Origin of the sequence: Rhodoferax ferrireducens (assembly GCF_031458075.1) — a bacterium.
Classification (GTDB): Bacteria; Pseudomonadota; Gammaproteobacteria; order Burkholderiales; family Burkholderiaceae_C; genus Rhodoferax_B; species Rhodoferax_B ferrireducens_A.
Genome location: NZ_JAVDXT010000001.1, coordinates 705536 through 721391, shown reverse-complemented (window position 1 = coordinate 721391; position 15856 = coordinate 705536). Strand labels below are relative to the sequence as shown.

Annotated in this window: 17 protein-coding genes; 9 read left to right on the top strand and 8 right to left on the bottom strand. The window is 65.7% G+C overall.

The genetic code is table 11. From position 1 onward, the window contains the following. The first annotated feature begins 32 nt into the window (after positions 1-32). The 4 genes from J2X19_RS03445 (at position 33) to J2X19_RS03430 (ending at position 2655) form a co-directional block, all read left to right on the top strand. Positions 33-545, top strand: coding sequence for a M48 metallopeptidase family protein (locus J2X19_RS03445; protein ID WP_116604790.1), 513 nt, complete (start codon positions 33-35; stop codon positions 543-545). Then, the gene (gene earP, locus J2X19_RS03440) at positions 542-1672 is read left to right on the top strand and encodes an elongation factor P maturation arginine rhamnosyltransferase EarP (protein ID WP_310370658.1); all 1131 of its coding nucleotides are present in this window, start codon (positions 542-544) and stop codon (positions 1670-1672) included. The genes J2X19_RS03445 and earP overlap by 4 nt, the downstream gene beginning before the upstream one ends. 109 nt (positions 1673-1781) lie before the next feature. Then, positions 1782-2336, top strand: a complete 555-nt coding sequence (efp, locus tag J2X19_RS03435) for an elongation factor P (RefSeq protein ID WP_092761646.1) — start codon at positions 1782-1784, stop codon at positions 2334-2336. Between the two features lie 115 nt (positions 2337-2451). After that, positions 2452-2655 carry a YjfB family protein gene (locus tag J2X19_RS03430; RefSeq protein WP_310370655.1) on the top strand — a complete coding sequence of 68 codons (204 nt, stop codon included), beginning with the start codon at positions 2452-2454 and terminating at the stop codon, positions 2653-2655. Between the two features lie 64 nt (positions 2656-2719). Here the strand turns inward: J2X19_RS03430 and J2X19_RS03425 are convergent, their stop codons facing one another. Genes J2X19_RS03425 through J2X19_RS03410 form a run of 4 tightly spaced genes read right to left on the bottom strand, consistent with a single transcriptional unit; the run spans position 2720 to position 6668 of the window. Continuing rightward, positions 2720-4024: a sensor domain-containing diguanylate cyclase gene (locus J2X19_RS03425; protein WP_310370653.1), complete on the bottom strand. Its 1305-nt coding sequence runs from the start codon at positions 4022-4024 to the stop codon at positions 2720-2722. Positions 4025-4067: 43 nt separating this feature from the next. Beyond that, positions 4068-4904 carry a phosphatase PAP2 family protein gene (locus J2X19_RS03420; protein ID WP_310370650.1) on the bottom strand — a complete coding sequence of 279 codons (837 nt, stop codon included), beginning with the start codon at positions 4902-4904 and terminating at the stop codon, positions 4068-4070. Next, complete coding sequence (locus tag J2X19_RS03415; protein WP_310370647.1) at positions 4894-5697, bottom strand: metallophosphoesterase family protein; 804 nt, start codon at positions 5695-5697, stop codon at positions 4894-4896. The genes J2X19_RS03420 and J2X19_RS03415 overlap by 11 nt, the downstream gene beginning before the upstream one ends. Next, a complete protein-coding gene (locus tag J2X19_RS03410; protein ID WP_310370645.1) occupies positions 5694-6668 on the bottom strand; it encodes a diacylglycerol/lipid kinase family protein in 975 nt (324 codons plus the stop codon). The genes J2X19_RS03415 and J2X19_RS03410 overlap by 4 nt, the downstream gene beginning before the upstream one ends. A gap of 146 nt (positions 6669-6814) precedes the next feature. On the opposite strand from J2X19_RS03410, the gene J2X19_RS03405 reads away from it, so the two are divergent. Beyond that, positions 6815-7285 (top strand): CopD family protein, encoded by a 471-nt coding sequence (locus J2X19_RS03405; RefSeq protein WP_310370644.1) that lies wholly within the window; start codon positions 6815-6817, stop codon positions 7283-7285. 12 nt (positions 7286-7297) lie between these two features. On the opposite strand, the gene J2X19_RS03400 is transcribed toward J2X19_RS03405, so the two are convergent. Beyond that, a complete protein-coding gene (locus J2X19_RS03400; RefSeq protein WP_310370642.1) occupies positions 7298-8281 on the bottom strand; it encodes an alpha/beta fold hydrolase in 984 nt (327 codons plus the stop codon). A gap of 241 nt (positions 8282-8522) precedes the next feature. On the opposite strand from J2X19_RS03400, the gene J2X19_RS03395 reads away from it, so the two are divergent. Continuing rightward, on the top strand, positions 8523-10961 hold the full coding sequence (locus J2X19_RS03395) for a sensor domain-containing protein (RefSeq protein WP_310370640.1): 2439 nt from the start codon (positions 8523-8525) through the stop codon (positions 10959-10961). Between the two features lie 158 nt (positions 10962-11119). Continuing rightward, positions 11120-12169 carry an NAD(P)-dependent alcohol dehydrogenase gene (locus tag J2X19_RS03390; protein WP_310370639.1) on the top strand — a complete coding sequence of 350 codons (1050 nt, stop codon included), beginning with the start codon at positions 11120-11122 and terminating at the stop codon, positions 12167-12169. A gap of 85 nt (positions 12170-12254) precedes the next feature. Here J2X19_RS03390 and J2X19_RS03385 read toward each other — a convergent pair whose 3' ends face one another. Then, positions 12255-12521, bottom strand: coding sequence for a cupin domain-containing protein (locus J2X19_RS03385; protein WP_310370637.1), 267 nt, complete (start codon positions 12519-12521; stop codon positions 12255-12257). A gap of 57 nt (positions 12522-12578) precedes the next feature. Here J2X19_RS03385 and J2X19_RS03380 point away from each other — a divergent pair, with 57 nt between their 5' ends. After that, positions 12579-13172: a flavin reductase family protein gene (locus tag J2X19_RS03380; protein WP_310370635.1), complete on the top strand. Its 594-nt coding sequence runs from the start codon at positions 12579-12581 to the stop codon at positions 13170-13172. Here J2X19_RS03380 and J2X19_RS03375 read toward each other — a convergent pair whose 3' ends face one another. Next, on the bottom strand, positions 13173-14081 hold the full coding sequence (locus J2X19_RS03375) for a LysR family transcriptional regulator (RefSeq protein ID WP_310370633.1): 909 nt from the start codon (positions 14079-14081) through the stop codon (positions 13173-13175). Between the two features lie 81 nt (positions 14082-14162). Between J2X19_RS03375 and J2X19_RS03370 the strand changes: the two genes are divergently transcribed. Continuing rightward, complete coding sequence (locus tag J2X19_RS03370; protein WP_310370631.1) at positions 14163-15173, top strand: zinc-binding alcohol dehydrogenase family protein; 1011 nt, start codon at positions 14163-14165, stop codon at positions 15171-15173. Positions 15174-15219: 46 nt separating this feature from the next. Here J2X19_RS03370 and J2X19_RS03365 read toward each other — a convergent pair whose 3' ends face one another. After that, positions 15220-15705, bottom strand: a complete 486-nt coding sequence (locus J2X19_RS03365; RefSeq protein ID WP_310370629.1) for a hypothetical protein — start codon at positions 15703-15705, stop codon at positions 15220-15222. Positions 15706-15856 lie beyond the last annotated feature (151 nt).

Here is a 15856-nt window from a genome sequence, read left to right as displayed (position 1 = left end):
ACAATCCAGGCTTGCGTCCGCCTGCTCCACCCATGATCCCCCTGAAATACCTGTCGGCATATCCGGCCCACGTCACCGCCCAGGTGCAGCAGCTGCTGGCCGACGACAAGCTCGGCCCCCTGCTGCTGAAAAAATACCCGAGCGCCCACGGCGTGCGCACCGACAAAGCCTTGTACGACTATGTGATGGACCTGAAAACCCAGCACCTGCGCAACGCCGCGCAGATCAACAAGGTCGGCTTTGACGCCAAGCTGCACGTCTACCACCATGCGCTGGGCACCCACACCACGGTGTCGCGGGTGCAGGGCAACAAGCTCAAAGCCAAGCACGAAATCCGTATCGCCACCCTGTTCAAGGACGTGCCCGATGCCTTCCTGAAAATGATCGCGGTACACGAACTCGCCCACCTGAAAGAGCGCAACCACGACAAGGCCTTCTACCAGCTGTGTACCTATATGGAGCCCGACTACCACCAGCTGGAATTCGACGTGCGCCTGTACCTGACCCACATCGACGTGGCCGGCAAACTGGATTGGCCCACATGAAGCCGCAGCGCTGGGACATCTTCTGCCAGGTGATAGACAACTTCGGCGACATCGGCGTCTGCTGGCGCCTCAGCTGCGGCCTGGCCGCGCGCGGCGTGCAGGTACGGCTGTGGGTCGACGATGCCTCGGCCCTGGCCTGGATGGCGCCCGAGGGCTGCCCCGGCGTAGAAGTGCGGCCCTGGACCCAGCCGCTGGAGCTGCAGAACCTACAGAACCTGCAGCCGAGCGATGTCTGGGTCGAAGCCTTCGGCTGCGATATTGCTCCTGAATTCGTAGCTGCTTGCGTAGGATATACCTGCGCCAACGGCGCAAAACCCTTGTGGATCAACCTCGAATACCTGTCGGCCGAGCGCTATGTGGAACGCAGCCACGCCCTGCCCTCGCTGCTGCGCGACGGCCCGGCCGCGGGTCGGCAGAAATGGTTTTTCTACCCCGGCTTCAGCGGCAAAACCGGCGGCCTGCTGCGCGAAACCAATCTAGCCCAGAGGCAAACCAGCTTCGACCGCAGCGCCTGGCTGCAAGACCTGTGGCCCCGGCTGCAGCACGGTTTCGGCGCCCCGCAGGCCGTCGACGGTGAGCAACTGGTCAGCCTATTCTGCTACGAGCCCCCGGCCCTGCAGGTCTGGCTGGAACAACTGGCCAGCGCCCCCCGGCAAACCCGGCTGCTAGTCACCGCCGGCCGGGCGAGCCGCGCGGTGCAGGCCTTGCTTTCAGATGAAAACTGCCTGCAGCGCTTATCCCACCTGCAGGGGCAGCTATCGATTTCATACCTACCCGCATTGACCCAGCGCGACTTCGACCACCTGCTGTGGGCCGCAGACTGGAATCTGGTGCGCGGCGAAGACTCGCTGGTGCGGGCCATCTGGGCCGGCAAACCCTTCGTCTGGCAGATCTACCCGCAGCACGATGCGGCCCACCACGTGAAGTTGGAAGCCTTTCTGGACATGGCCCAGGCGCCGGACTCGCTGCGCCAGTTCCAGCGCGTCTGGAACGGGCTGGAGGCCGCTGCGCTGCCTGTGCTGGACCTGGAAACTTGGGGCCAAAATGCGCGGGATTTGCGGGCCCGGCTGCTGCAGCAAGCCGATCTGGTCAGCCAGCTGCTGACCTTTCAGTCGGAAACACGCTAAAATTCAGGGCTTTGCCCAACAGGGCACTTTGGCATACGCACATGCGTAGCCCTAACTGCCGCAGTCATGCTGTCTCAAGCGTTGCGCGGCCCTCACTCCAGAGAATGCTATGAAAATCGCCCAAGAAATCCGCGCTGGCAACGTCATCATGCACGGCAAAGACCCGATGGTCGTCCTGAAAACCGAATACAGCCGCGGCGGCCGCAACTCCGCCACCGTGCGCATGAAGCTGAAGAGCCTGATCGCCAACTTCAACACCGAAGTGGTGTTCAAGGCCGACGACAAGATCGACCAGATCGTGCTGGACAAGAAGGAGTGCACCTACTCCTACTTCGCCGAACCCATGTACATCTGCATGGACACCGAATACAACCAGTACGAAGTCGAAGCCGAAAACATGGGCGACGCACTGAACTACCTGGAAGACGGCATGGAACTGGAAGTCGTGTTCTACGACGGCAAAGCCATCTCGGTCGAACTGCCCACCAGCGTGCAGCGCGAAATCACCTGGACCGAACCCGCCGTCAAGGGCGACACGTCCGGCAAGGTGCTGAAGCCCGCCAAGATCGCCACCGGCTTTGAATTCGGCGTGCCGATCTTCGTGGCCCAGGGCGACAAGGTCGAGATCGACACCCGCACCGGCGAATACCGCAAGCGCGTCTAAACACTGCCGCTGCAAAAAAGGCTCCTTAGGGAGCCTTTTTTATGTCCGCCCCCAGCAAACGCTCAAGTCCAGCCGGCAAACCGCCGATATAAATCTGTTAACCCAGGAGCGCCGTATGAACATTGCCAGCACCCCCGCCGTGCAGACCGCCACCGCGGCCGCCCAAACTCCGACATCCGACAGCCTGCACATCGCGGTGCTGAAGAAAGCCCTGGACGTACAGGCCGTGGCCGCGCTGGGGCTGATCCAGGCCCTGCCGCAGCCGCCGGCGCTGGCCACCGGCGGCAGCCTGGGCACCCAGGTCAACACCTACGCCTGAACCTCAAAATTTATAAAAAATAGGCCTCTAGCGCAATCTGTACCTACGCCAGCAGCTACGCTATTTATAGCGAATCCGCACCATCCAGCAGCTCCGGGTAGCAGACCTGGTTGCGGCCCCGCTGCTTGGCCTCGTAGAGCATGGCGTCGGCGCGCGACAGCAGCTCGTCCAGCGAAGTGTCCAGGTCCGACAAAGCCAGGCCAAAGCTGGAACTGATGGGCACGCGCTGCCCGCTGCCCACCGAGATCACCGCGTTGAACACGCCCAGCCGCATGCGCTCGGCCGCCGCCACCGCGCCCGCCAGGTCAGTATCCACCGCCACCACCACGAACTCGTCGCCGCCGATGCGGCCAAACAGGTCGGTGCCGCGCAGGCCTTGCTTGCAGGCCTCGACCACCGAGATGATGGCGCGATCTCCCACCGCGTGGCCATAGCCGTCGTTGACCAGCTTGAATTTGTCGATGTCGAAGGCAATGATGGCGACCTGCGCGCCGGCGCGGCGGGCCCGCTTCAGCTCGTGCTCGGCCCGTTCCAGCAGGCAGCGCCGGCTCAGGATGCCGGTCAGCGCGTCGGTATTCGCCAGGTCGCGGAACTTCTCTTTCAGCTGCACCACCTCGGTGATGTCGGTGGAGATGCCCACATAGGCGTCAACATGGCCGTGGCTTTCTATCGGCACCTTGATCGACCAGTAGTGCCGGTCCACGCCGTTCACGTCGACAAAGGTTTCCTCGCCTATCGATTTCTCGCCGCTGCCCAGCACCCGCTGGTCCATGATGCCGAAGCGGTCGGCCTCGGTCTGCGGGATCATTTCGGCGTCCGACTTGCCCACGATGCTGGCCTGGGTCTGGCCGAACAACTGGGCCGCATTGGCGTTGGCGTACAGGTAGCGGCGCTGGTGGTCCTTCATGTAGACCAGGGCATCCAGGCTGTTCAGGACCGTGTCCAGCAGGCGCTTTTGCTCGCGCAGCTGGGTCTCCAGCCGCCGCCGCTCGGTGATGTCGGTGGACACGCCGCACATGCCGACCACCGCGCCTGCGGCATCGAACAGCGGCTGCTTGACCGACCAGTAGACCCGCTCTTCGCCGCTGTGGCTGAAGACGTTGACCTCTTCCATCTCGACCCGCTGGCCTTGCTGCAGCACGCGCTGGTCGCTGAGCTGGATCTGTATGCTGGCCGACAGGTCAAAGAAATCTGCCGCCGAGCGGCCTACCAGTTCCTGCAGGCTACAGGCAAACAGCTCGCACACCATCTGGTTGCCATAGGTGTAGCGACCCTGCAAATCCTTGGTGAAAACATAGGCCCCCACCTGGTTCAGCGTGGCGTGCAACTGGGTGACCTGGGCGATCAACGCTTCGGCGGAAGAGTCCAAGCGCATCTCCATCGTTCGAAATGACAAATAACTGGAATCCAGTTTAAGGCCGGATGGCCGTTTCTTCCGGCCGGCGCCGGTACCAGCGCGTCAATTCGATACTGGCAATGCACACCGCCAGCCAGGCCGTGCCGGACGCCAAGCCGGCCAGCACATCGCTGGCAAAGTGCACGCGCAAGAAAATCCGGCTCACGCCGATGGAGAACGCCAACGCCGCCGCGCCCAGCACCAGGGGCAAGTGCCACCGGGCCGGCAGGAAACGGGTCAGCACATAGGCCAGCATGCCGTAGGCCACCACCGAACCCGAGCTGTGCCCGCTGGGAAAGCTGAAGCCGCTGGCCATCACCGGCCCGTCGTCATGCAGCGGCCGCACCCGCGCAAAAACCGCCTTCAGCGTGGTGTTCAGCACGCCGTTGCCGGCCACCGCCAGCACCCAGCCCAGGGCCAGCCAGCGCCGGCCGCGCAATGCCAGGGCCAGCGCCACCAGAATGCACAGGCCCGCCAGGGTGGCGGTATCGGCCAGACGCGTCAGCAGGGCAAACGCCTGCAACGCCGCGGGCGGCAGGCTGGTGCGCACCGCATCGGCCAAAGCCTGGTCGGCCTGCCCCATGGAGGCCCCTGTCGTGCCCAGCTCTTCGGCGATCTCGGCAAACACCCAGGCTGCAGACACAATCAGCCCAAAGCCCGCGGCCAGGCGCACGGCCAGATAGGCCAGGGGGGGCAGCGCGCTCTGCCCATGCGGCACGTGGTAGCGCCGCACCAGCCACCAGCAGGCGGCGGACGACGCCAGCAGCAGCGCCAGCAAAATCCCGTACACCGCCAGCGGATGCTGGCCCGCAAATTGGGCCCAGTGCAGGAGCACATCGGATTCAGTCGCCATGGCTTTCTCTTGAAGGTTGGATTTGGGTCAGGCGCGCGCACTCAAAAGCCCCTGCGGCGGAGGCGAAATCCCATTGTTCGACCCGGCACTGGCCGTCCTCGGCCGGCCAGCGCAGCAGATTCACCGAATTCGGCACACCAGAGCGCACCCGCGACGACACTGCCGTGCCCGCCTGTACCGCCCACATGGGCCGGGCCAGGCCGGATAGCGCCGCCACATACGGCAGGTGGATGTGGCCGCCCAGCACCAGGTCGGCACCGGCCGCAGCCCAGGCGCGCTGGGCCTGGGCATGGCCGTGCAAACGGTTGGGCTCGTCCACGGCGCGGACCACGGCAATCGGCTGGTGCACCACCACCACCCGCAGCTGCGCGGCGCTGGCCTGGGCCAGCAGGCCGGCCACCCGGTCGACCTGGGCGGCGGAAATCTCGCCGTCCTGGTGCCGGTAGGCCCGCGTGGTGTTGACGCCGATCACCAGCAGCTCGGGCGAACGGAACACCGGCTCCAGCTCCGGCCCGAAGGCCGCGCAATGCCGCGCATACGGATGGCGCAACCGGGCCCAGAGGTCGAACAGCGGAATATCGTGGTTGCCGGGAATCGCCAGCAGCGGCGCGCCCAGCTGGTCCATCAACGCCCGCGCCGTGCGGAACTGCGCCGGCCGCGCGCGCTGGGTGATGTCGCCCGACAGCACCAGCAGATCGGGCCGCTGGGCCGCCACCAGCGCCTGCAGCGCCGCCACCACCGGCGCCTGCTCGGTGCCGAAATGCGGGTCGGAGATTTGCAGCAGCACGCTCATGCCGGGGCCGCCTCTGCGGCGCTGGGAGCCGGCTTCAGCAGGTACAGCGGCCGGGCCGCCACCCGGAACTCCAGCGGCGTGCGCATGCGCGTGACCTCGCCGTCAAAGGCCACCTTGATCGTGCGCCGGCCATAGGCCAGCCGGGGTTTTACCTGCATGCGCTGGAAGGCAAAACTCTCCACGCTGTCGGCCTCGCCCAGGGTGCCGACGGCGCCGCGCAGCATCAGCCAGGCCATGGTCAGCGTGCCTATGGGCCGGAGCATGACGGCGGCGATGCGGCCGTCGTCCAAGGCCCGGGCCGGATGGTCGCTCAGGTTCAGGCCGACCTGTTCCAGCTGGAGCCGGTTGTTGCCGACGAACAGCGTGGGCGTGCGCACCTCGCGCAGCACACCGCCCTCGTCGATCTGCAGCCGCAGCTGGCGGTGCGCGCGCAGCAGGGTCATGCAGGCCGCGCCCAGCGCCACCCAGCGGCTGCGGCCAAAGCGCGCCTTGTAGGTTTCGCGGTCTTCCAGCAGGTCGGGGTACAGGCCCAGGCTGGCGTTGACCAGGAACACATGGTCGTTCACCGTGCCCACCTGTACCGGCACCGGCTGGGCCTGCATCAGCATCTGCGCGGCCTCGGCCGGTTCGGTGGGGATGCCATGGGTGCGGGCGAAATAGTTGAAGGTACCCAGCGGCACCACGCCCATGGGGCAGCCGGCGGCATGCGCGGCCTGGGCCACGGCGTTGATGGTGCCGTCGCCACCCACCGCCACCACGGCCGAGCGCGTGGCCAGGGCATCGGCCGCCGCCTGCTGCGCCACCCGGGCCAGTGCGTCCGGCTTGGCAAAGCGCAGCTCGCCCGGGCGGCCAGCGGCCTGCAGTGCGTCTTCGAGCACCGCCCGCTTGGCATCTCCGGCGCTGCTGCCCGAGGCCGCGTTGATGATGAAGATCAAAGGCGAGGCGGTATCCACCGTGGGGCTATAGGGCATACCGGCATGCTAGCAGCCAGCCCTATAACCCCACATTGGGCTCCCGCCTGCAGGATTTAAGCCAAAACCGGCTCCAGCGCAGCTACCACCTGCGCAATCAGCTATAAAATAAGTAGCAAACACACCCTACCCTGGAACACATGCTTATGTACGACCTTGCCAAACTGCTCCATCTGGTGTCCGCCATCGTCTGGATGGGCGGCATGACCTTCATGCTGTTCGCACTGCGGCCCGCGGCCCTGGCGCTGCTGGAACCACAACCGCGGGCACGGCTGATGGGCGCGGTGTGGCAGCGCTTCTTCCGGCTGGTGCTGGTGGCGGTGGTGGTTCTGTTCGCCACCGGCAGCCACCTGTACACCACGGCGTTCAAAGCCGCCAAGGCGGCGACCGGCGTGGGCAGCGTGCCGCTGGGCTGGAACCTGATGCTGGGCCTGGGCCTGCTGATGATGCTGGCCTTCGGCCACATCTACTTTGCGGGCTTCGCCAAGTTCCGCCGCGCGGTAGCTGCCGCCGAATGGCCGCAGGCCGCCCAGGCCGCGGGCCAGATCCACAAGCTGGTGGTGCTGAACTTCGTGCTCGGCTGGCTGGCCATCGCCTCAGTGCGGCTAGTGCACTGAGGCGCCAAGCCATCAGGTCGCTTGCAGGAAAGCCAGCAGGTCGGCGTTGAGCCGGTCCTTGCTGGTGGCGGGCAAGGCATGGGAGCCGTCTTTGTAGACCTCCAACCGGGCGTTCTTCAGCAGCTTCATGGCGGCCATGGCCGAGGCAGCAATGGGCACGATCTGGTCGTCGCCGCCGTGGACCACCAGGGTGGGGATGGTCATCTTCTTCAGGTCTTCCGTGAAGTCGGTTTCCGAAAACTGCTTGATGCACTCGTAGGCGCCACGCAGGCCGGTTTGCATACCGATCATCACAAAGGTGTCGCGCAGGCCTTGCGAGTCCTTGGCGCCCGGGCGGTTGAAGCCGAAGAACGGCGTGGTGAAGTCCCGGAAGAACTGCGCGCGGTCGGCCTGCACGCCAGCGCGGATGCCGTCGAACACGCTCAGCGGCAGGCCGCCGGGGTTGGCCGGTGTTTGCAGCATCAGCGGCGTGACCGCACCGACCAGCACCGCCTTGGCGACCCGGGCCGTGCCATGCCGGCCGATGTAACGGGCGACCTCGCCGCCGCCGGTGGAGTGGCCCACGAAGGTGGCGCCCTTGAGGTTCAGCGCATTCACCAGCTCGGCCAGGTCGTCGGCGTAGGTGTCCATGGTGTTGCCGTCCCAGGGCTGGCTGGAACGGCCATGGCCGCGCCGGTCATGGGCGATGACGCGGTAGCCCCTGTTGGCCAGGAACAACATCTGGTCCTCCCAGGCATCTGCACTCAACGGCCAGCCGTGGCTGAACACCACCGCCGGGCCGCTGCCCCAGTCCTTGTAGTACAGCTGCGTGCCGTCCTTGGTGGTGAACATATTGCTGCGCAGAAAGCCGGACGCGCCAGCATGCAGCTTGGACGGGGCCGCGCTGCCCGCGGCCCGGGCGCTGACCGCCCCTGCGCTGGCAACCACTGCAGCGCTGCCGATGAGCAGCGTGCGGCGCGAGGAAGAGGCTGCGGAATGTGCGTTGACTAAGGACATGGAATGGTCTTTCAAGAACGGGTTGGGGGGCAAAACAAGAATGTGCAAATTTAAATCTCGCAATTTAATTTTGCACAATTGAATTTTACACAATTTAATTAAACCCCGTGCTGCAGCGTGCCGACATCAGGGCATTCCATGGCAACGCACGGGCTGCAGAAACCCCACAAGCCCGCAGTCAGCCTCTATCATGGCCACACCCGGTTACACATCCCACGCCACACTCCCCCGCCGCTGATACATGCCCGACCACACTCCCGCCGACTGTGATCTCCCCAGCCTCCAGCGCTGGCTGCAGCACCTGCCCGTACCGGTGCGCGTCAAGGACGGCCAAGGCCGCTGCCTGTTCCGCAACCAGGCGTTCGAAGCGCTGTTCGGCAGCGACGTACCGCCCGCCGGGCCGGACAACCTGGCCCACGACGCCCAGGTGTTTGCCCACGGCAACAGCCTGGAGACCGAGGCCACGCTGTGGAGCGCCCGGCACGGCGGACCGCGCCAGGTGCACAGCCTGAAGACTCCGCTGTACGACGCCGCGGGCCAGCCGCAGTTCCTGCTCGAAGTGCTGCAGGACATCAGCGAACGCAAGCAGGAACAGGCGGCCTTGCAGGCCAACGACCAGCGCTTCCGCGACCTGGTGGACTTCACCGACGGCATCGTCTGGGAGGCCGACGCCACCACCTTCAACAACAGCTTCATCAGCAAGAGCGCCGAGCGCCTGCTGGGCTACCCGCTGGCCGACTGGCTGACCCCGAACTTCTGGGCCAACCACATCTACCCCGAAGACCGTGCGCAGGCCATGCAGTATTCGACCGACTGCATTGCGCGTGGCGAAGACCACGAGTTCGAATACCGCTTCGTCACCCAGGATGGCCGGGTGGTGTGGATCCACGACAGCACCAAGATCGCCATGCAGGACGGCAAGCCCAAGTGGCTGCGCGGCCTGATGGTGGACATCACCGCGCGCCACCAGGAGCAGCAGTTGCTGCGCGTTAGCCACCAGTCGCTGAAGGCGATCTCGCAAGGCGTGGTGATCGCCGACCCGCAGCAGCGCATCGTGTCGGTCAACGACGCCTTCACCACCATCACCGGCTACCAGCCGGACGAGGCGCTGGGCCAGACCTGGAACCTGCTGCAAGGACCCGATACGTCGCTGCAGGCGGTCGACGCCATGCGCATGAACATGGCCTACGGCTCGCACTACTACGGCGACATCCTGCACTACCGCAAGGACGGCAGCAGCTTCTGGAACGAGCTCACCGTGTCGCCGGTACGCGATGCCCAGGGCGCGCTGACCCACTTCATCGGCGTGATCCGCGACAACACCAAGCGCCACCAGAACGAAGAGGAAATCCGCCGCCTGGCCTTCTTCGACGCCCTCACCGGCCTGCCGAACCGGCGCCTGCTGCTGGACCGGCTGCGCCATGCCCAGCTCAGCACCACCCGCACCCTGCAGCATGCGGCCGTGCTGTTCCTGGACCTGGACAACTTCAAGCAGCTCAACGACACCCTGGGCCACGATGTCGGCGACGTGCTGCTGCAGCAGGTGGCGGACCGGCTGACCTCCTGCGTGCGCGAAGGCGACAGCGTGGCGCGCCTGGGCGGCGATGAATTCGTGCTGCTGCTGGAATCCCTGAGCAGCCACAGCCTGGAGGCCGCGGCCCAGGCCGAGATGGTGGCCAGCAAGATCCTGCAGACCCTGGGCCAGCCCTATACCCTGGGCGCGCACAGCCACCACAGCACACCCAGCATCGGCATCGTGGTGTTCGTCAAAGACCAGGAATCCATCGACGAGTTGCTCAAAAAAGCCGACATCGCCATGTACCAGGCCAAGGCCGCTGGCCGCAATGTGGCGCGCTTCTACGAGCCGGCCATGCAGGCCGCGGCTGCCGCCCATGTGCAGCTGGAGAAAGACCTGCGCCTGGCGCTGGCCCGCGGCGAGTTCGTGCTGCACTACCAGATCCAGGTGGAGACCAATCTGCGCGGCGATGCGCGCACCATAGGTACCGAAGCCCTGGTGCGCTGGCAGCACCCGACACGTGGCCTGGTGCCGCCGGCCGCCTTCATCCCCGCGGCCGAAGAAACCGGCCTGATCCTGCCGCTGGGCCAGTGGGTACTGGAAACCGCCTGCGCCCAACTGGTGGCCTGGGCCGGCAACCCGGAGACCGCCCACTGGACCGTAGCCGTCAACGTCAGCGCCGCGCAGTTCTCCAAGGCCAACTTCGCCTCCACCGTACGCACCGCGCTGGACAGCACCGGCGCCAACCCCTCGCTGCTGAAACTGGAGCTCACCGAGAGCATGCTGATGCAGGACGTGGAGGAAGTGATCGCCAAGATGAACGAGATCAAGGCCTATGGCGTGCGGCTGGCGCTGGACGACTTTGGCACCGGCTACTCTTCGCTCAGCTACCTCAAGCGCCTGCCGCTGAGCCAGCTGAAGATCGACAAGTCCTTTGTGCGCGACCTGCTGACCGATAGCAGCGACGCCATCATCGCCCGCACCATCGTCGCCCTGGGCCACAGCCTGGGGCTGCGGGTGGTGGCGGAGGGCGTGGAAAACATCGGCCAGCACGACTTCCTGGCCGACATAGGCTGCGATGCCTACCAGGGCTATTACTTCGGCCGGCCGGTGCCCGCCAGCCAGCTGGCGGTACGGGAGGCAATGCCCACCGGCAGCCTCTGAATTTATAAAAAATACGGCTCTGGCGCTTATTCCACCAGCGCCAGAAGCTATGCATTCAATAGCATGCAGGCACCCCCGCCAGGGCCATGCGCAGCGGCCACACGCCGGACCGCAAAAAGGCCTAACATCCGCGCTTTGCCACCCGCACGGAGACACCCATGACCCAAGCCCAAGGCTACGCCGCCACCTCCCCCAGCAGCCCGCTGGCACCGTTCAGCTTCGAGCGGCGCGCGCCGAATCCGCAGGACGTGGCGCTCGACGTGCTGTACTGCGGCGTCTGCCATTCCGACCTGCACACCGCCCGCAACGAGTGGAAGAACACCGTCTACCCCTCCGTGCCCGGCCACGAGATCGTCGGCCGCGTGACCGCGGTGGGCAACCTGGTCAGCAAGTTCAAGGTCGGCGATCTGGTCGGCGTGGGCTGCATGGTCGACAGCTGCCAGCACTGCAGTGCCTGCGCCGAAGACCTGGAGCAGTACTGCGAAAACGGCTTCACCGGCACCTACAACGGCCCCGAGCAGGGCACGGGCGCCAACACCTACGGCGGCTACTCCAGCCACATGGTGGTGCGCGAATCCTTTGTGCTCAAGATCACCCACAGCGACGCCGACCTGGCCGCCGTGGCACCGCTGCTGTGCGCGGGCATCACCACCTATTCGCCGCTGCGCCAGTGGAAGGTTGGTCCTGGCCAGAAGGTCGGCATCGTCGGCCTGGGCGGGCTCGGCCACATGGGCGTGAAGATCGCCGCCGCCATGGGCGCGCACGTGGTGCTGTTCACCACTTCTGAGAACAAGCGCGCCGACGCGCTGCGCCTGGGCGCCAAGGAGGTGGTAGTGTCCAAGAACGAAGCCGAGATGGCAGCGCACACCAATAGCTTCGACTTCATCCTGAACACCGTGGCCGCGGCGCACAACCTGGATGCGTTCCTGGCGCTGCTGAAGCGCGACGGCACCATGACCCTGGTGGGCGCACCCGACAGCCCGCACCCCTCGCCCAACGTGTTCGGCCTGATCATGAAGCGCCGCCGCCTGGCCGGCTCGCTGATCGGCGGCATCAAGGAAACCCAGGAGATGCTGGACTTCTGCGCCCAGCACGGCATCGTCTCGGACATCGAATCCATCCGCATGGACCAGATCGAAACCGCCTACAGCCGCATGCTGAAGAGCGACGTGAAATACCGCTTCGTGGTGGACATGGCAACGCTCTGAGTCCGGGTACCGGTTTGCTATCCATTCAATAGCTTCTGGCACATATCCAATAAGCGCCAGCGGCCTAAAAGGCTTGTAACCCGGCCTACTTGCGACCGACCAGATATTCCACGCCTTGGGGGCCGTATTGCTCGGCATGCGGCACCTGGGCGCGCAGGTGGAATACCTGGCCGGGCTCGTACAGGCTCTCCACGCCGTCGACGCTAATGCTGATTTCGCCGCTCAGCACCAGGGCCTTGGCCTCGAACGCATGGGTGTGGGTGCCCATGTGGCCGTTGGGTTCGCGGGTGATGGTCAGCGGCGGCTGGAATCCTTCTTGGGCCAGGATCACGGCAAAGTCTTCGGGTTGCATGGCGGCTCCTTGCACAGCGGCAGATAGACGGAATTGTGGGCGCGGTACAGTCAAGCAATGAGCTTGCCAACCTATTCCCCTGCCGACCGCACCGCCGTTCCACTCGACAAAGCCTACCGCCTGCTGAACCACGGCCCGGTGGTGCTGGTGTCGTCCGCCCACCAGGGCCGCTCCAATGTGATGGCCGCCGCCTGGTCTATGGCGCTGGACTTTGCGCCACCGAAGATCAGCGTGGTCATCGACAAAGCCACGCTGACCCGGCAACTGGTCGAGGCCAGCGGCGTGTTCGCCCTGAACATCCCCTGCCAGGCGATGGCCGCCCAAACCCTGGCCGTGGGCACCGACAGCGCGCTCAACGTGCCCGACAAGCTGGCGCTGCACGGTGTCAGCACCTTCGCCGCCCAGGAAATCGACGTACCGCTGGTGCAGGGCTGCGTGGCCTGGCTCGAATGCCGGCTGATCCCCGAGCCGCACAACCAGACGGCCTACGACCTGTTCATCGCCGAAGTGGTGGCCGCCTGGGCCGACCCGCGGGTGTTCAGCGACGGCCGCTGGCACTTCGACGCCGCGCCCGACAGTCTGCGCACCCTGCACTATGTGGCGGGCGGCCAGTTCTATGCGACCGGGGCCTCGGTGCTGGTGCAGAAGTAGTTAGGCCGGCGCCAGCAGCTGCGCGAACTTGAGCGCCAGGAAGTCCACCAGCGCCCTGACCCGCTGCGGCACAAAACGCCCGCTGGGCAGCAGCGCGTGCAGCGGATAGGGCTCGGTATCCCAGCCCGGCAGCAGACGCAGCAGGCTGCCGTTGGCCAACTCCTGGCGCACGTCCAACTCCGACTTGAGCACGATGCCCACGCCAGCGACCGCCCACTCGCGCGCCAGCGAGGCATCGTCGACGCCGCGGTCGCCCTGGACCCGCACCTCCGTCCACTGGCCGTGCTGGGCAAAGCGCCAGAGCCGGTGCTGGCGGCCAGCGCGGTCGAAGGTGATGCAGTTGTGCTGCAGCAGATCCTGCGGCGTGGCCGGTGTGCCGCAGCGTGCCAGGTAGGCGGGCGCGGCGCATAGCACCGGCCGGGTCTGCGCCAGCGGGCGGGCGATCAGGCGTGAATCGGCCAGCGTGCCGTAGCGCAGCGCCACGTCGACCTCGTCGCGCGTCACGTCCAGCGGCCGGTCGCCCACCGACAGCGCCAGCTGCAGCCCGGGATGGGCAGCCAGGAATTCGCTGAACCAGGGCAGCAAGGTATTGCGCGCCAGGTCGGATGGGGCGGCGACCCGCAGCGTGCCGATCAGCGCGCCGCTATCGGCCGCCACCATGGACTCGCCCTCGGCCAGCAGTTCGAACGCGCGGTTCGCGTAGTCCAGCAGGATCTGACCTTGGGTGGTCAGCCGCATGGCCCGGGTCGAACGCTCGAACAGGCGCGAACCGAGCTGGGTTTCCAGCCGCTTCAGGGCGGCGCTGGCCGCCGCCGGCGTCATGCCCAGCGCCCGCGCAGCCGCCGTCAAAGTGCCGCCGCGGGCGGTATGGACCAGCACCTGCAGGTCCGCGACATTTTCAATTTTCATTTGAAACTGATTGTGGTTTAAGCCATCTTATCAATTCAAGCTTGGCGCTCTACAGTAGCCTCTTCTTCTCAAGGAACCTGTATGAAAGCCATTGGATACCACCAGAATCTGCCCATCGACCACCCCGAAGCCCTGCTGGACCTGGAGCTGCCCGCCCCCGTGCCGGGCGAGCGTGATCTGCTGGTGCGGGTCAGCGCGGTGTCGGTCAACCCGGTGGACACCAAGGTCCGCAAGGGCACGGCGCCGGTCGCCGGCCAGGCCAAGGTGCTGGGCTGGGATGCTGTCGGCACGGTAGAGGCCATCGGCAGCGGCGTCAGCCTGTTCCAGCCGGGCGACCGGGTGTATTACGCGGGCTCGATCGCCCGGCCGGGCGCCAACAGCGAGCTGCATGCGGTGGACGAACGCATCGTGGCGCTGGCGCCGCGCAGCCTAGACGACGAACAGGCCGCGGCCCTACCGCTGACCAGCATCACCGCCTATGAATTGCTGTTTGACCGGCTGGGCGTGCCCCAGGGTGGCGGCGCCGGGCAGACGCTGCTGGTGGTGGGCGGCGCGGGTGGCGTGGGCTCTATCCTGGTCCAGCTGGCACGCCAGCTGACCCAGCTGAAGGTGATTGCCACCGCTTCCCGGCCGGAAACCCGGCAGTGGTGCCTGGACCTGGGCGCGCACGCGGTGATCGACCATTCAAAACCGTTGGCGGCCGAGCTGGTCGCCGGCGGCCATGGCACGGTAGACCTGGTGGCCTGCCTGACCCAGACCGCACAGCACTACGCGCAGATCATCGACAGCCTGAAACCGCAGGGCCGGCTGGGGGTGATCGACGACATGCAAGGACTGGACATGATGCAGCTCAAGTCAAAATCGATTTCGCTGCACTGGGAGTTGATGTTCACCCGCTCGCTGTACACCACGTCCGATATGGGCGAGCAAGGCAGGCTGCTGGCCGAGGTGGCGGCGCTGGTCGATGCGGGCCGCATCCGCTCCACTGCCAATACCCGTTTCGGCCGCATCAGCGCAGCGAATCTGCGCCAGGCGCATGCGCTGGTCGAAAGCGGCAAGGCGCAGGGCAAGGTGGTGCTGGCCGGCTTCTAAGAACCTGTTCGAGATCTTTTTGAACAGGTTCTAAGCCGGCGGCAGGTCAGTCTTCGAACTTGCGGTTGCCGTGGCCACGGCCCTTGCCATGGTCATCGCGGCCATGCTTGTCGTGTTTGTCAAACTTGTCGCGGCCGCGGTGCTCGTCATGCCGGCCATCCCACCAGCGGTTTTGCTCGTTCACCTGCACAAAGTAGACCGGGCGGCCGCAGGCGTTGTAATGCCGGCAATGCTTGCCCCAGTTCTTGGCATGGCCGGGCGGCACATACAGATACAGGGGCGGGCCTTGCACCGCCTGGCGCTGGATGATTACCGGCTGGGCGTACAGCACCGGCGGCGGTGGCTGCGAGCCAAAGTTGATTTGCCCATAGACGCCCGGGGCGATGGCGCCACCCACGGTCGCGTTGATGTACAGGTCTTGGGCCTGGGCCGCACCAGCGCCGAGGCCGGCGGCCAGCACCAGCAACGCTGCCGCCTTGCGGACACGGGCGCCCTGGAAGGCGCGGGAAAACAAAGCCAGAGAAGTAGTCATGCGGGTGTACTCGTTGGTATCAATAAAAGCCAGCTTACAACGCCTGGGCAGTGCCATACGCCGACACGGATTTCAAATGGGTAAAAATTTGCTACAGAATCAGTAGCTTCTCACGCTTTCTCTATCTGCGCTGAAAGCCGATTTCATGCAA